This window comes from Bradyrhizobium oligotrophicum (genome assembly GCF_051168495.1).
Taxonomy (GTDB): domain Bacteria; phylum Pseudomonadota; class Alphaproteobacteria; order Rhizobiales; family Xanthobacteraceae; genus Bradyrhizobium; species Bradyrhizobium oligotrophicum_A.
In genome coordinates this window covers 361270-377153 of the sequence record NZ_JBNPVB010000003.1, presented here as the reverse complement: position 1 = coordinate 377153, position 15884 = coordinate 361270, and the positions used below count along the sequence as shown (strand labels likewise).

The window sequence follows — 15884 nt, the reverse complement described above, 5'->3', positions numbered from 1 at the left end:
CACGAGCTCCGAGGTTGCTGGCGTCGCGTGGCGGGCGCTGAGCCGTTCACGCCGAACTAATCGGCGCCGTCTCGCGAGCCGCCTGCGCGCTGCGCCTGCGCAGGCCGGTCGCGTTCTGCTGGTGCGGATGTCGAGACGGGTGCCGATATGAGCATGGCGAGCCGTCGACAATCTCATCTCACTCAGGAGGCCACCGCGCGGAGCCTGAGCACGTCCGACGCCGCATCATCCTGCAGACGTGCGACCAGATCGGCGCGGCGGGAGAGCACCGCGCGCTGATTGATGTAGCCCTTGTCGGTGATCTCGCCGGCGTCGAGCGAGGGGGGCTCCGCCATCAGCAGTGCGCGGGTCGCGTAGCGCGATGAGCCGACGGCCTCGGCACGCAGCTTCGCCAGCCCTTGCGAGATCGTCTCACGCACGGAGGCATGCGCCAGCACCTCATCGACTCCCGTCGTGTCCGTCAGCCCCGCCTTGCTGCGGCAGGCGGCGATGTTCGGCACGATCAGGAAGTGGACCTCGTCGGTGCCGTGGCCGGCGATCACGATGTCCTGTGCCAGCGGCGCCAGCGCGGCGATGCCGGCGACGCGCAGCGCGCCGACGTTCACCCATGTGCCGGAGCTGAGCTTGAAATCCTCGGTGATGCGGCCGTCGAAGAACAGGCCGCGCTCAGGATGATCGGGATCGGCGAGCTTCACGGCATCGCCGATCTTGTAGAAGCCTTCCTCGTCGAAGGCGGCGGCCGTGATCTCGGGCGCCTTCCAATAGCCCGGCATCACGTTGGGTCCGCGTACCCGAACCTCGAGCTTTTCGCCTGCCGGTACCAGCTTGAGCTCGGTGCCGGGAATGGGCACGCCGATATTGCCGGCGCGCTCGGCGAAGAAGTGGCAGTCGGTCGCGAGCGGCGAGGTCTCGGTGGCGCCCCAGGCCGACACCAGCGGCGCCGGGCGGCCGATCGTGGCCATGCTCATCTCGTTGAGCGCATCCCACAGATTCTGCGGCAGCGCCGCCGCTGCATAGAGGATGCACTTCACGCCGGAGAAGAACTTCTGCCGCAGTTCGTCATCGGTCCTGAGCGCCGCGACCAGCATGTCGAAGCCGCGCGGCACGTTGAAATAGATCGTCGGCACCAAGCTGCGCAGGTTGGCGAGCGAGGTCTCGAACAGGCCGGGCGCCGGCTTGCCGCCGTCGATATGGACCGAGCCGCCCTGGGCCAGCACCAGGTTGAAATTGTGGTTGGCGCCGAAGGTGTGGCTCCATGGCAGCCAGTCGAGAATGACGGGCGCGCCCTCGACCTCGCGCAGGAAGGTCCACAGCTGCCCCTTGGCCTGCTGGCTCATGGTCAGCATCCGGTGCGTGTTGATCACGGCCTTCGGCTGCCCGGTCGAGCCCGAGGTGAACAGCAGTTTTGCAATCGTGTCGGGCGTCACCGCGGCGAAGGCGCGGTCGACCTCGGGTCCTTGCCTCGTCGTGATCAGGGTCTGCAGCGGCACCGCGCTCGACCCGTCGCCGTCGCCGGCGATGATCGTCGCGTGGTGCAGTCCGTCGATTGCCGCGAGCGCACGCGCGAAGGGGCCGCGCTGCGCCACGAAGATAGCGCCGGGATCGAGCAGCCGGATCATCGCCCGCAGTTTCTCGTGGTCGGTCGACATCAGCGAATAGGCCGGCGAGATCGCGCAGACGAGCACGCCGACATGTTGCGCGGCGAGCGCCAGCACCGCGTGCGCGATGCTGTTGTCGGAGAGGATGGCGAGCGGACGGTCGGGGCCGAGGCCTTGCGCCAGCATCCAGGCCGCGGCGGCGCGCACCTGGGTGAGCGTCTCGCCGTAGGTGAGTGACGTCCAGCCGTCGCCGCGGCGCTCGGCCAGGAACGTCCGGTTGGGCACGGCGCGCGCCCAATGCTCCAGCCATTCGCCGGTGCAACGCGCGGTGGGCAGCAGCTTCATGCGCGAGCGCAGGATGATCGCGCCGTCGTCGCGCTTCAGGGCCTCGACGGAGGGGGCGGCGAACATGGCAGGTTCGGAGTCGAGACGGCGTTCGGCGCTACCCATGGTCCGCCTCCGCCGCTGCCTTGTCCGACAAGGCAAAGTCATTCGACCCGACGCGGACGGATCCGCAATCCGTTCTGTCCCACTGCCGCATTGCCGTCGCAATGCAGACAGCGCTGGTGATCGAGGACGACATCGCTGCTCCCTCCCATTTGGTAGTCGTCGCGTGGTGCGCCGGCATGGTGCCGACGATTGTCGCCGCGCGCTGGCGGCGCGGTCGCAGTTCGAGACTGATGCGGCCGCTTGTCGCCGGCACGGTCACGAGGCTCCTGGACTGGGCGGTATGGACGACAAGTCGTCGCGCGCGCGGGGAGGATCGGGCCTTCTCAAATCGGATCGTGGAACGTGCCGAGGGTCGTTTCGGCCGCCGCCGCCGCGCGCATCGGTTCACGCCGACAGCACGTTGCGCGCGGTATCGCGGTAACTCTACCTCAAGATATGAAAATTGGAAGATGCATCTGGAGGCTGAGCGTGCGGCGGATGGACCGCAGCGAAAGGCGGTGCTCTCAGCTCGCCGCTTCCAGCCGCTCTTCCGTCAGGAGCCGCATCGCGGCGTCGGCGTCCATCGGCTCGCCGAAGGCGTAGCCTTGCGCGTATTCGCAGCCGAGCTGATAGAGCTCGACGGCATCGGAGTCCGACTCCGCGCCTTCCGCAACCACGTCCATGCCGAGGTCGTGGGCCAGCGCGATGATCGATTTGAGGATCACCGGGCGGGTGCCGCGCGCGGTGGTGCGCACGAACGACTGGTCGATCTTCAAGGTGTCGAACGGGAAGCGCTGCAGATAGGCCAGCGAGGAATGGCCGGTGCCGAAATCGTCGATCGACAGCCCAACGCCGAGCTCGCGGATGCGCGTCAGCATCTGCGCGGCGTGCTCCGGGTTTTCCATCACCAGCGATTCCGTCAGCTCGATCTTCAGCGAGCCGCGCGCCACGGACGAGCGTGCCAGCACCGAGCGGATGTCGTGGATCAGGTCGTGACGCAGCAGCTGGCGCGAGGAGACGTTGACGCTGGCGAAGATCGGCTCGCGCAGCCGCGTCGCGCGCTGCCACACCGAGAGCTGGCGGGCGGTCTGGTCGAGCACGAAGGTGCCGAGATCGACGATCAGGCCGATCTCCTCGGCGATGGTGATGAACTCGACCGGCGACATCCGGCCGAGCTTCGGATGATCCCAGCGCGCCAGGGCCTCGAAGCCGGCGATCGAGCGATCCTCCAGCCGCACGATCGGCTGGTACAGGATCGTGATCTCCTGGCGCTCGATCGAGCGGCGCAGCTCGCTCTCCAGGGTCAGGCGGTCGTTCTTGCGCGCGCGCATCGCCGGCTTGTAGACGTCGATGCGGTCGCCGCCGATGCGCTTGGAGTGATACATCGCAAGCTCGGCATCCTTGATGATGTCCTCCGATAGCTGGACTTGCGGATCGGACAGCGCCAGCCCGATCGAGGCGGTCAGGAAGATCTCGCGCTCGTTGAAGGCGATCGGCGCGCGAACGGTCTTGCGGATGGTTTCGGCGAAGGCGGTGATGCGGGCGGGGTCCTGCTCCGACAGCAGGATCAGGCCGAACTGATCGCCGGCCAATCGCGCCAGCGTATCCTGGGGTTTCAGGATGCGCGACAGCCGCCGCGCCAGGGTCAGCAGGATGGAATCGCCGACCGCGATGCCGACGGAATCGTTGACCTGCTTGAAGCGGTCGAGATCGATCACCATCAGGGTCGGCCGCATCGCCGGCATCGACTTGGCGAAATTGGCGACGGCGGCGAGACGGTCGATGAACAGCTTGCGGTTGGGCAGGCCGGTTAGATTGTCATGCACGGAATCGTGGAGCAGCCGCTCCTCGGCGTTCTTGAACTCGGTGACGTCGGTCAAGGTGCCGACGACGCGCGAGACCTCGCCGTCGGAGCCGACCACGGGGCGCGCCTTGAGCGCGAACCACATGAAATGGCCGTCGGGCGTGCGCAGGCGGAAGTCCTGGACGAGGCGGCCGCGGCGCTGGTCGAGTACGCTGTCGAGCGCGGCGCGGAAGCGGTCCTGGTCGAGCGGGTGCAGCACCTCGAGCCATTTCGCCGCGGGGCCTTCGAGCGTGCCGCGCTTGAGGCCGAGCAAGCTCTCGGTCTCCGGGCTGGTGAACACCTTGTCGGCGGAGACGTCCCAGTCCCAGATCAGGTCGCCGGAGCCGGCCAGCGCCAGCGCGCGGCGTTCGACGTCGGAGACGATGCCGGTGGTGGCGCCGCCGCCGGCGAAGGCGTGCTGCATCACCGTGAAGCCGATCAGCATCACGATCAGCACGAGGCCGCCGAGCAGCGCCGGGCCGACGATGTCGTTCGTGACCTGGCCCGCCACCGTCATCCCGGCGGCGCCGACCCACACGGCCAGCAGGAACCAGGTCGGGATCAGCAGCACCGCGCGGTCGAAGCCGTGGCTGGAGAGATAGACGATCAGGGCGAAGCCGACGACCGCGATCAAGACCAGCGAGATGCGCGCGATTCCCGAAGCCACGGCGGGGTCGAACAGCGCCACCGCGACCAGCGACCCTAAGAAGAACAGCCAGCCCAGTGTGATGTGGGAATAGCGGACATGCCAGCGCGACAGATTGAGGTAGGCGAACAGAAACACCAGCAAGGTCGCGGCCAGGATCGCCTCACCGGACGCACGCCACACCCGCTCGGCGTTGTTCGACATGTCCAGGACCTTGCCCCAGAAGCCGAAATCGACGCCGATATAGACCAGCACCGCCCAGGCCAGCGCCGCCGCCGCCGGAAACATGATGCTGCCCTTAACCACGAACAGGATCGTCAGCACCAGCGCAAGGAGTCCGGAGATGCCGATCACGATGCCCTGGTACAAGGTGAATGAGTTGACCTTGTCCTTGTAGGCCTCTGGCTCCCACAGATAGAGCTGCGGCAGCTTGTCGGTGCGCAGTTCTGCGACGAAGGTGACGACCGAGCCGGGATCCAGCGTGACGCGGAACACGTCGGCGGTCGGGCTCTCCTGCCGCTCCGGCAGGTCGCCGATCGAGGGCGTGATGGTGGCGATGCGCGACAGGCCGAGATCCGGCCACAGCACGCCGGAGCCGACCACGCGGTAATGCGGCGCCACGATCAGGCGGTCGAGCTGGTCGTCGGTGTTGTTGGCCAGCGCGAACACGATCCAGTGCTGGCCGCCCTCGCGCGCGCGCACCTCGATGCGGCGGACGATGCCGTCGGTGCCGGGCGCGGTCGAGACCTGGATGCGGTCGTTCTCGCTGCGCTGGTGATCGAGGATGCCGGTCAGGTCGATGGCAGGCGCGTCGCTGCGAACGCTGACGGCGTCAACGGCCTGAGCGGGGGCAGCGGCACCACACATCACGAGGCCCAGCGCCGCCAAGGACGCGAAGCACCTGATCAGACGCAATGTCAATCTCCGCGTTCGACACCAAACCACAGCGAAACAGGTCAAACTCAAAGTCGCGTTCGCGAAAGGAATTGGAGCCGTTCCAGGCACGGTTCAGATGTGCGCGATCATTGGCACGAAAGCGAGGAAAATCAAAGAGTTTCCAAACACGCTCTGTTTAGAGAACGCTTAGATTTCCAACACAATTTTGCCAATATGTTGGCTGGTCTCCATGCGCGCATGGGCTTTTGCTGCATCCGAGAGTTGAAACGTCGAATCCATCAGCGGCTTGATCCGGCCCTCGCGCAGGAACGGCATCACCTTCGCCTCGATCGCGGCCACCATCGCCGCCTTGTCGGCATTGCTGCGCGGGCGCAGCGTCGATCCGGTATGGGTCAGGCGCTTGACCATCAGCTTGACGAAATTGACGCTGGCCTTGGGGCTGGCCAGGAAGGCGATCTGGACGATGCGGCCGTCGGTCGCCGCCGCGTCGTAATTGCGCTCGATATAGTCGCCGCCGACCATGTCGAGGATGACGTCGGCGCCCTTGCCGCCGGTCGCTTCCTTGACGACGGCGACGAAATCTTCGGTCTTGTAGTTGATGGCGCGGTCCGCGCCGAGCTTGACGCAGGCGTCCGCCTTGTCCTGGGAGCCGACCGTGACCAGCACCTTGGCGCCGAACGCCTTGGCGAGCTGGATCGCCATGGTGCCGATGCCGGAGGAGCCGCCATGCACCAGGAGGGTCTCGCCCGCCTCGAGGCCACCGCGCTCGAACACGTTGTGCCAGACCGTCATCAGGGTCTCGGGCAGGGCGCCGGCCTCCAGAATGGAGAGGGAAGCGGGCACCGCCATCGCCTGCGCGTCCTGTGCGATGCAATATTGCGCGTAGCCGCCGCCCGCGACCAGCGACATCACGGTGTCGCCGAGTTTGTGCCGCGCGGCGCCCTCGCCGAGCGCCACCACCTCGCCGGCGACTTCCAGCCCGGGCAGGTCGCTGGCGCCGGGCGGCGGCGGGTAGCTGCCGGAGCGCTGGGCGACGTCGGGACGGTTCACGCCCGCGGCCTTCACCCTGATCAGGATCTCGCCGGGGCCGGGCTTGGGCACAGGCCGGGTCTCGGGCTTGAGAACCTCCGGCCCGCCGGGCTTGCTGATGGCGACCACGGTCATTTGCGCGGGCAGCTGTTCCATGAGAAATCCTTCGGCCAGAGATCGTCGGGTGCTGCGGCGTGCTTAGGCCAGCCGGGGCATGGCTGGCAACCGGGAGAGAACGAGATGGCAAAAGAGGACGACGACCGGCCGCGCAAGGCGGCCGCGCACGAGATCGGCCAGGACCTTTCGATGCTCTCGGTCGAGGAGCTGACCGGCCGCATCGCGCTGCTGCGCGGCGAGATCGAGCGGGTCGAGCAGGCGGTAGCCAGGAAGCGCGCCTCGCGCGACGCCGCCGCCAGCATTTTCAAGTCCTAGCGGAGCTCCGGCACGTCAGATGAGGGTCGGCCAGTGGCCGACATGGCTAATGAAGTTTGAAAAATTTCCGCCATTTACGGTTGATTAAGCTTTCGCGTTTACAACCGTAACCGTCCTCGTTTGGACACTGAGTGGCTCCTGTCCACTCTGTTTGACGCCTCCCTGTTATCAACTTCAAAGCCGCCGGCAACGGCGGCTCTTTTTTTGCGCGCCCGCGGCCCGCCCGGCCGCCGTCCCTGGTCCCACGCTCTGGAACGATCAGCGGCCTTCCGCCTTGAGCGATGGCGCAGGTCGGTCGGCGGCGGACGCCGCTTCCGAAAAATCCCGTGCGCCGCCGCAAAATATTGCCGCGATCTTGTTTGCTAGTTGAGCTGATGGATGCGACCTGGCCTGATCGGCCGTGTTGCAGCTGCAAGGTACGAGGACACGGCGCGTCCCACGCCGTGGAAACCATAATAGGCGTTGCTGCTGGACTCTCGAAACCGGCCGCGCAATGATTTGTTCATCATACCGGCGTGGTTGCCGGGTTGCTCAATCCGTCGCGTATAAGAGGCGTTAACCATGTCGGACCGTTTGCTGGGCGATGGCGCTCTTGTTCAGTTCAATGAGCGGCTCACCAATTCCGCTGCATTCGGCGCGCTGTTCCGGGAGGGCATGGATCTGGTCGAGGAGACCGCCGCCTATCTCGACGGCGACGGCCGCAACGAGGCCAAGGCGCTCGACCGGGCCGTCAGCCTCACCTACGCGACCGAGAGCATGCGGCTCACCACGCGCCTGATGCAGCTCGCTTCGTGGCTGCTGCTGCACCGCGCGGTGAAGGAGGGCGAGATGACCCTCGGCCAGGCCAATCGCGAGAAGACCAAGGTCAAGCTGACCGCGGCCGATCCCGGGCCGACCGATCTGCTGGAGAAGCTGCCTCAGCAGCTGCAGGACCTGATCTCGCGCTCGATGAGCCTGCAGGGACGGGTCCGCCGCCTCGACGCCACCATCCATTCCCCGCCGCCGGACCAGAGCGCGATCGGCAACCCGCTGGTTCCGCAGCTGAATCGGCTGAAGGCTGCCTTCGAGCAGTAAAAGCCGGCGGCCCTCTGCAGCGTCACGATGGCGCAGGCTGACAACAAAAACGCCCCCGTTTCCGGGGGCGTTTTGCTGAGAAAGTCCAGAACAGCAGGCCCGAGGGCCAGCTGAGCGGCCCGGAGGGCATCAATCCTTCTTGAGGAAGCCCTGGAACTTCTTCTGGAAGCGCGACACGCGGCCGCCGCGATCCATGAGCTGCTGGGTGCCGCCGGTCCAGGCCGGGTGCGACTTGGGGTCGATGTCGAGGTTGAGCTTGTCGCCCTCTTTGCCCCAGGTCGAGCGGGTCTGGTACTCGGTGCCATCCGTCATCACGACGGTAATCGTATGATAATTCGGGTGAATGTCGGCTTTCATGGCTCATCCTGCGGCGCGATGCGAAGACACGACGAGGCGCGGCCGCGCCTGATCCTGTCGTCACTGAAGGGGGACAATTGGCGGGCTCTATATCCCAAGGTCCCGCCCAAAACAAGCCGAGGTCGTGAAACAAGCCCGGATCTTGCTCCCGCCTTGGTATGTTTCCGGATTTGCCAAGGCCGGTGCGGCAGGCCTATCACGGCGGCAGATTGGATGAATTCTCAGGTGACCCGATGAGTGCAGTGGAACGGCTTGACGAGCGCCAGAGCGCTGCCCCTTCAGCGCAGGACGCGGTCGAGGATGCCGTCGCCGCCGTCGAGGCACTGACCGAGCCGGCCGTGCCGGTCCGCCGCTCCAAGCTGCGTCCGCTGCTGGCGCTGGCGCCGTATATCCTGCGCTATCGCGGCCGAGCCATTCTGGCGCTGATTGCGCTGACGATCGCCGCCCTGACCACCCTGCTGGTGCCGATCGCGGTCCGCCGCATGATCGATTTCGGCTTCACGCCGAAGGGCATCGAGCTGATCAACAGCTATTTCAGCGTCATGATCGCGGTCGTTGCCGTGCTCGCGCTGGCCAGCGCCGCCCGCTACTACCTGGTCATGACGATCGGCGAGCGGATCGTCGCCGACCTCCGGCGCGACGTGTTCGCGCATCTGATGTCGCTGTCGCCAGCCTTCTTCGATTCCGCGCGCTCCGGTGAACTGGTGTCGCGGCTGACCGCCGACACCACCCAGATCAAGGCCGCCGCGGGAGCCTCGGTCTCGATCGCGCTGCGCAACCTGCTGCTGTTTCTCGGCGCCACCGCGATGATGGTGTTCACCAGCCCGAAACTGTCCGGCTTCGTGCTGCTGGCGATCCCGCTGATCGTGCTGCCGCTGGTCGCCTTCGGGCGCTGGGTCCGCCGTCTGTCGCGCAACGCCCAGGATACGCTGGCCGACGCCTCGGCCTACGCCTCCGAGCTGGTCGGCGCCATCCGGACCGTGCAGGCCTATACCAGCGAGAAACTGGCGGCCGGGCGTTTCGGCGGCGAGGTCGAGCAGGCCTATGAGGCCGCGCGGGTCTCGACCAAGGCGCGCGGCGTGCTCACCGCGATCATCATCTTCATCGTGTTCTCCAGCGTGGTCGCGATCCTCTGGGTCGGCTCGCACGACGTGCTGACCGGCAACATCAGCGCCGGACGGCTCGGCCAGTTCGTGCTCTATGCGGCGTTCGCGGCGGCCGGCCTCGGCCAGCTCTCCGAGGTCTGGGGCGAAGTCTCGGCCGCCTCGGGCGCCGCCGAGCGGCTGTTCGAGCTGCTGCACGTGCAGCCGGAGATCACGGCGCCGGCGCGTCCCACGGCGCTGCCCGAGCCGGCGCGCGGCGACATCGGCTTCGACCGTGTCAGCTTCGCCTATCCGGGACGCCCCGACGTCCGCGTCCTCGAGGACGTGTCGTTCGCCATCCGGGCCGGCGAGAAGGTCGCGATCGTCGGCCCCTCCGGCGCCGGCAAGAGCACGCTGTTTCATCTGCTGCTGCGCTTCTACGATCCGGCCTCCGGCACGATCTCGGTCGATGGCGTGCCGGTGCGCACGGCCGACCCGCGCAAGGTGCGCGAGCGCATGGCGCTGGTGCCGCAGGAATCCGTCGTGTTCGCCACGAGCGCGCGCGAGAACATCCGCTTCGGCCGGCCCGAGGCCAGCGATTCCGAGGTCGAGCGCGCCGCCGATCTCGCCCATGCCAGCGAATTCATCCGCCGCCTGCCGGAGGGGTTCGAGACGCCGCTCGGCGAGCGCGGCGTGACCCTGTCCGGCGGCCAGCGCCAGCGCATCGCGATTGCGCGGGCCATCCTGCGCGATGCGCCGCTGCTGCTGCTCGACGAGGCAACCTCGGCGCTCGACGCCGAGAGTGAGACGCTGGTGCAGACTGCACTCGAAGGCCTGATGAAGGATCGCACCACGCTGGTGATCGCACATCGCCTCGCCACCGTGCTGTCCTGTGACCGCATCCTGGTGATGGACCGCGGCCGCATCGTCGAGCAGGGCACGCATACCTCTCTCGTCGCGGCCAACGGCCTCTATGCGCGGCTGGCGCGGTTGCAGTTCGAGACCGTGTAGTTTCGGCAACACCGTGGGCGGCCGGCAACACCCCCGAATTCTCGTTCCCGGCCCTGCAACCTTTCTCGGGCTTTGTACGTTCCCTGCGCGAAACTTCACGGCGCCGCGCCTGCGCTGGCGCCCCGTCACACAGGATGAACGACCATGCCTTATCGTCGTGGCAGTTTTGCCCTCACGCCGCCCTCGTTCGTGATCTTCGCGATCGCGCTGGTGCTCGCCCTCGTCGCGATGCTCGCGCACTACACACACGCCTCGATCCCGCTGCTGTCGACGGCGCACGCGTTCGACGCGCTGGCGATTGCGTTCGTGGTGCTGACGGTGGGTGTGCTGTTTCGCGGCGTGTAGTTGCGGTTGGCCACGCACTCGGTGTCGCCCCTGCGTACGCAGGGGCCCATAACCCCGGTCGAACGTGTGGCAGGCAAAGCTCGCCACGTCGTTCTTCGCAACAATTCTGCTGCGGCGTGGGTCCCGGATCTGCCCTCGCTGCGCTCGGTTGTCCGGGACGGCGGCGGCGGGTGTAGCTGCGTGCCGGGCTAACGAGCCTCAGGCTTCCATGCCATGCGCAGCACCGGACGGCCCGAGGTCGGGTTGACGTCCTCCCCGGCTTCGACGAAGCCGTTGCGCTTGTAGAAGCGGATCGCGCGCGCGTTGTCCTTGTTCACCAGCAGCGTGATGCCGCCGGGCGATCGCTGCTTGGCGGCATCGACCAGTTGCGTGGCAAGTGCCGAGCCCCAATGCGCCGGCGACACCACCAACTGATCAAGATAACCCGTTCGATCGATGGTGACGAAGCCGGCCAGCGTGCCATCCTTCTCCGCCACGATCACATCCGCGTTCGGCACCAGCTCGCTGCGCCAACGCTCGCGCCACCACGGCACGCGCGCGGCGAAGTCGATGGCGGGATAAGCGAGCTGCCACGTCTCCTGCCACAGCGCGATTGCAGCGTCCTCGTCCTCGGCGCGATAGGGACGCAGGGTGAAGGTCGCGGTCACCGCTCCGTCAGCTTCAATTCGATGCGCCGGTTGCGGCGGAAGGCGTCCTCGGTATTCGCTGCATCGAGCGGTTGGAATTCGGCGAAGCCTGCCGCGACCAGGCGCTGGGCGGGCACGCCGAGCGAGATCATGTACTGCACCACCGAGATCGCGCGCGCCGACGACAATTCCCAATTCGACTTGAACACGGGGCTGTTGATCGGACGGACGTCGGTATGACCGTCCACACGCAGCACCCAGGAGATTTCGGCCGGGATCTGTTTGTCGAGGTCGACCAGCGCCGTCGCCACCGAGTTCAGCTCCTGCTGGCCTTCGGGCAGCAGCGTCGCCTGTCCGGTGTCGAAGAACACCTCCGACTGGAATACGAAGCGGTCGCCGACGACGCGGATGTCGGGGCGGTTGCCGAGGATCGCGCGCAACCGGCCGAAAAACTCCGAGCGGTAGCGCGTCAGCTCCTGGACCCGCTGCGCCAGCGCGACGTTGAGGCGCGACCCGAGATCGGCGATGCGGCTCTGCGATTCCTTGTCGCGCTTCTCGGAGGCGTCGAGCGCGTCCTCGAGGGCGGCGAGCTGGCGGCGCAGTGCGCTGATCTGCTGGTTCAGCACCTCGATCTGCGCCAGCGCGCGCGCCGTCACCTGCTTCTCGGAATCGAGAGCGCGGTTGAGCTCGTTGGCGCGACCGGCGGCATTGCTGCCGGCATTGGCCAGCCCGTCATAGAGCCCCTTGACGCGGTCGCGCTCGGCCTCGGCGTTGGACAGGCCGGCGCGCAGCTGCGCCACCTGGTCGTCGAGCGACAGCTTGCCGAGCTTCTCCAGCGACAGCATCTCGTTGAGCTGCGCGATCTTGGCGTTGAGCTGCTCCAGCGCCTTGTCCTTGCCGGTGACCTCCTGCGACAGGAAGAACTGCACCACCAGGAACACGGTCAGCAGGAACACGATCGACAGCACCAGCGTCGACAGCGCGTCGACGAAGCCCGGCCAGTAGTTGAGGCCGGAATCTCCACGGCGGGTACGTGCAAGCGCCATTCAGCGTCTCCTCAAGACTGTCTCCGCGTGCGACGCCGCTTGATCTTCAAGTTGGGATCACCGGCATATCCGCAAAGTCGGTGTACCCTCTCCCCTTGTGGGAGAGGGTGGATCGCGCGCGCGGAGCGGGCGCGAGCCGGGTGAGGGGTCTGTCTCCGCGGAAAGAACCCCTCACCCGGCGTGCATTTCGCTGCGCTCATGCCCGCCACCCTCTCCCACAAGGGCAGAGGGTGCACCGCCGGTGTGGCATGATCGGTGTTCATCACAACCAAAACGGTCGCTACCTTCTGGGAAAGGTGGTTCGTCGCAATCCGGCGCAACCGAGCACCTCAACTCTTCTCCGTCTGCCGCGCCAGCCGCTCCAGCAGCCGCTTGATCTCGCGGTTCTGTTCGCCCTGGCCGTCGGCCCATTCGCGGATCATCTGCTGTTCGGTGCGCATGTGTCCGACCAGGCCCTGGATCGCCTCGGCGAGGTTGGCCATCGCCGCGGTGGCGCCGCGGTTGGAGCCGTCTTCCACGGAGGTGCGCAGCCGCTCGATGGCGACCGAGAGGTCGGTGCTGGTATCACCGGTGCCGCCATATTCGCGCACGGTGCCGGCGAGCCAGTCTTCCAGGTCGGTATAGAAGCGGTTCTGCGCCTGGCTCGATTGCAGGTCGAGGAAGCCGAGGATCAGCGAGCCGGCAAGGCCGAACAGCGAGGACGAGAACGAGATGCCCATGCCGCTGAGCGGGGCCGCAAGCCCGCCCTTGAGCGTGTCGAACAGGGCGCCGGCGTCGCCGCCGACCTTGAGCCCGTCGATCACCTTGCCGACCGAGCCGACGGTCTCGATCAGACCCCAGAAAGTGCCGAGCAGGCCGAGGAACACCAGCAGGCCGGTCATGTAGCGGGAGATGTCGCGGGCCTCGTCGAGCCGGGTGGCGATCGAGTCCAGCAGATGGCGCATGGTCTGCTGCGAGATCGACATCCGGCCGGTGCGCTCGCGGCCGAGGATCGCGGCCATCGGGGCCAGCAAGACCGGGTGGCGGGGCACCGCGAGGCCGGGATCGGCGATGCGGAAATTGTTCACCCAGGACACTTCCGGGTAGAGCCGGACGACCTGGCGGAACGACAGGATGACGCCGATCAGCAGTACCGCCCCGATTAGGGCGTTGAGGCCGGGATTGGCGAAGAACGCCATGATGATCTGCTTGTAGAGCACGACGCCGAGCAGCGCACACAGCACCAGGAAGACCAGCATCCGCACCAGGAAAATCCTGGGCGAGGACAATTTGGTCATTTGGGCGTCCATCGCGGAGCGGTGAGGGGAGCCTTGGGGCATTATCGATGACATCCGTTGCGGGGGACCGGTTCCCGAAAATCCACTATGGCATAGCAGCGGCGGGAGAAAAGCCGCGACCGGCCCAATCCCGTCCCCTGCGCGGAACTTTGGCTGAAACCGGCGGGCGTCCGCGGCGTAGTTAGTCCCGTGTTCATATCTAGCGGGAATGCCCGGGCTTTGTCATGACCGTCGTTGAATATCTGCAGGCGCTGCTGGCGCTTTCGCTGGCACTTTCCCTCCTAATGGCGGGCGCCTGGGGCGTGCAGCAGCGCACCGGGAATTCCGGCTGGGTCGACACGATCTGGACATTTTCCGTCGGCCTCGTCGGCGCGCTCGGTGCGATCTGGCCCGTTCAGGGCGAGGGGCCCAATACCCGGCAATGGCTGGTTGCAGCGCTGGCGGCGGTGTGGGCGATACGGCTCGGCGGCCATGTCGCAGCGCGCAGCCGCGGCATTTCCGACGATCCCCGTTACGCCGAATTTGCCCGGCAATGGGGCGCGGCCGCACCGCGGCGGATGTTCCTGTTCCTGCAGCAGCAGGCCTGGGGCGGGATCCCGCTGGTGTTTGCGATGTTCGTCGCTGCCCACGCGCCGGCCGCCGACCTCCGCCCGCAGGACTATCTCGGCATCCTCGTGTTGTTCGTGGGCATCGCCGGTGAGGCGCTCGCCGATGCCCAGCTCAAGGCCTTCCGTGCCGATCCCGCCAACAAGGGCAAAGTGTGCGACGTCGGGCTGTGGCGCTGGTCGCGACATCCCAACTACTTCTTCGAGTGGGTGTGCTGGCTGTCCTATCCCGTCATCGCGCTGTCGCCGGACAATCCCTTCGGCCTCGCCAGCCTGCTCGCCCCGCTGCTGATGTACTGGATCCTGGTCCACGTCACCGGGATTCCGCCGCTGGAGGAGCAGATGCTGCGTTCGCGCGGCGACCGCTACCGCGCCTATCAGGCCCGCACCAGCGCCTTCGTTCCCCTGCCGCCACGCCACGGAGCCTCCGCATGAGCTTCATCTCCACCATCATCGGCGCCGCCGAGCGCGTGCCGCTGCCCGACGCCGTGGTCCGCGCCGCGATCCACGAATTGTGCGCGCGCACGGCGACGCGGCTCGCGGAGCCCCAGGTCATGGGCGATGCTGAGTTCGCCCGGCTGTTGACTACACGGTCGATCGCGGAGCATACCGACGCCGCCAACAGCCAGCACTACGAGGTGCCTGCCGCGTTCTTCGCCCGGGTGCTCGGGCCGAACCGCAAATACTCCTGCTGCTTCTACAAGGACACGGCATCGACGCTGCAGGAGGCCGAGGAGGAGGCGTTGCGGCAGACCGCCGCCAATGCCGATCTGCAGGATGGCCAGCGCATCCTGGAACTCGGCTGCGGCTGGGGCTCGCTCTCGCTGTGGATGGCGCGTCAGTTTCCGCACGCGCAGATCACCGCGGTGTCGAACTCGCATTCCCAACGCCGGGCCATCGAGGAGATGGCGGCCGCGCGCGGGCTATTGAACCTGCGCATCGTCACCGCCGACATGAACGATCTCATTCCGGAGGGACGCTTCGATCGCATCGTCTCGGTCGAGATGTTCGAGCACATGATGAATTGGCGTGCGCTGCTGTCGCGCATCAAATCGTGGCTGACGCCGGAGGGGCGGCTGTTCCTGCACGTCTTCACCCACCGCACCGGTTCCTATCTGTTCGACCGCAACGATCGCGAGGATTGGATCGCGCAGCACTTCTTCACCGGCGGCATCATGCCGAGCCATGGCCTGATCCGGCAGTATCAGGATCTGTTCGCGGTCGAGAAGGAATGGCGCTGGAGCGGCACGCATTATCAGCGCACGGCGAAGGACTGGCTCGCCAATTTCGACGCCGACCGTGATCGTCTCCTCGAACTGCTGCAGCCGGTCCATGGCGACGATGCGGCGCTGTGGATGCGCCGCTGGCGCTGGTTCTTCCTGGCCACCGCGGGCCTGTTCGGGCACGACGAGGGCCGGGAGTGGGGCGTAAGCCACTACCGCCTGCGGCCGATCAACTAATTGGTGTGCTGCGGCGGGATGCCGCAGCGCACCCGAAGGATTCGCGCAAGTGATGCGGAACTCGCGGGGAACCGTCTCGCCACAAAGCGCTCACAATCGAGTGAGTCGGCAGAAACGAAGGCCGATC

Annotated in this window: 13 protein-coding genes; 6 read left to right on the top strand and 7 right to left on the bottom strand. The window is 66.7% G+C overall.

The annotated features are described in order from the left end of the window. Nucleotides 1–182 precede the first annotated feature (182 nt). From ACQR1B_RS08465 to ACQR1B_RS08455, 3 genes are all read right to left on the bottom strand, one after another. Nucleotides 183–2048: a feruloyl-CoA synthase gene (locus tag ACQR1B_RS08465; protein WP_434832152.1), complete on the bottom strand. Its 1866-nt coding sequence runs from the start codon at nucleotides 2046–2048 to the stop codon at nucleotides 183–185. 503 nt (nucleotides 2049–2551) lie between these two features. Beyond that, nucleotides 2552–5431 carry an EAL domain-containing protein gene (locus tag ACQR1B_RS08460; RefSeq protein ID WP_434832151.1) on the bottom strand — a complete coding sequence of 960 codons (2880 nt, stop codon included), beginning with the start codon at nucleotides 5429–5431 and terminating at the stop codon, nucleotides 2552–2554. A gap of 168 nt (nucleotides 5432–5599) precedes the next feature. Beyond that, nucleotides 5600–6598: an NAD(P)H-quinone oxidoreductase gene (locus ACQR1B_RS08455; RefSeq protein WP_434832150.1), complete on the bottom strand. Its 999-nt coding sequence runs from the start codon at nucleotides 6596–6598 to the stop codon at nucleotides 5600–5602. Between the two features lie 84 nt (nucleotides 6599–6682). Between ACQR1B_RS08455 and ACQR1B_RS08450 the strand changes: the two genes are divergently transcribed. Together ACQR1B_RS08450 and ACQR1B_RS08445 are read left to right on the top strand one after the other, a co-directional pair. Next, nucleotides 6683–6874, top strand: a complete 192-nt coding sequence (locus ACQR1B_RS08450; RefSeq protein WP_434832149.1) for a DUF1192 domain-containing protein — start codon at nucleotides 6683–6685, stop codon at nucleotides 6872–6874. A 561-nt stretch (nucleotides 6875–7435) separates the two neighbouring features. Beyond that, nucleotides 7436–7948, top strand: a complete 513-nt coding sequence (locus ACQR1B_RS08445; RefSeq protein WP_434832148.1) for a DUF1465 family protein — start codon at nucleotides 7436–7438, stop codon at nucleotides 7946–7948. A 129-nt stretch (nucleotides 7949–8077) separates the two neighbouring features. Here ACQR1B_RS08445 and rpmE read toward each other — a convergent pair whose 3' ends face one another. Next, a complete protein-coding gene (rpmE, locus tag ACQR1B_RS08440) occupies nucleotides 8078–8305 on the bottom strand; it encodes a 50S ribosomal protein L31 (protein WP_015664357.1) in 228 nt (75 codons plus the stop codon). A gap of 233 nt (nucleotides 8306–8538) precedes the next feature. Here rpmE and ACQR1B_RS08435 point away from each other — a divergent pair, with 233 nt between their 5' ends. After that, nucleotides 8539–10398: an ABC transporter ATP-binding protein/permease gene (locus ACQR1B_RS08435; protein ID WP_434832147.1), complete on the top strand. Its 1860-nt coding sequence runs from the start codon at nucleotides 8539–8541 to the stop codon at nucleotides 10396–10398. A gap of 144 nt (nucleotides 10399–10542) precedes the next feature. Then, nucleotides 10543–10743 carry a hypothetical protein gene (locus tag ACQR1B_RS08430; protein ID WP_434832146.1) on the top strand — a complete coding sequence of 67 codons (201 nt, stop codon included), beginning with the start codon at nucleotides 10543–10545 and terminating at the stop codon, nucleotides 10741–10743. 188 nt (nucleotides 10744–10931) lie between these two features. On the opposite strand, the gene ACQR1B_RS08425 is transcribed toward ACQR1B_RS08430, so the two are convergent. The 3 genes from ACQR1B_RS08425 to ACQR1B_RS08415 form a co-directional block, all read right to left on the bottom strand. After that, a complete protein-coding gene (locus ACQR1B_RS08425) occupies nucleotides 10932–11390 on the bottom strand; it encodes a GNAT family N-acetyltransferase (RefSeq protein ID WP_434832145.1) in 459 nt (152 codons plus the stop codon). Beyond that, entirely contained in the window at nucleotides 11387–12415 is a 1029-nt protein-coding gene (locus tag ACQR1B_RS08420; RefSeq protein ID WP_434832144.1) for a peptidoglycan -binding protein, read from the bottom strand. The genes ACQR1B_RS08425 and ACQR1B_RS08420 overlap by 4 nt, the downstream gene beginning before the upstream one ends. Before the next feature lie 329 nt (nucleotides 12416–12744). Further along, nucleotides 12745–13734, bottom strand: coding sequence for a flagellar motor protein MotA (locus ACQR1B_RS08415; protein ID WP_434832143.1), 990 nt, complete (start codon nucleotides 13732–13734; stop codon nucleotides 12745–12747). Nucleotides 13735–13916: 182 nt separating this feature from the next. On the opposite strand from ACQR1B_RS08415, the gene ACQR1B_RS08410 reads away from it, so the two are divergent. Then, complete coding sequence (locus ACQR1B_RS08410; protein WP_434832142.1) at nucleotides 13917–14732, top strand: DUF1295 domain-containing protein; 816 nt, start codon at nucleotides 13917–13919, stop codon at nucleotides 14730–14732. Continuing rightward, nucleotides 14729–15757 (top strand): SAM-dependent methyltransferase, encoded by a 1029-nt coding sequence (locus ACQR1B_RS08405; RefSeq protein ID WP_434832141.1) that lies wholly within the window; start codon nucleotides 14729–14731, stop codon nucleotides 15755–15757. Before ACQR1B_RS08410 ends, ACQR1B_RS08405 begins: the two co-directional genes overlap by 4 nt. Nucleotides 15758–15884 lie beyond the last annotated feature (127 nt).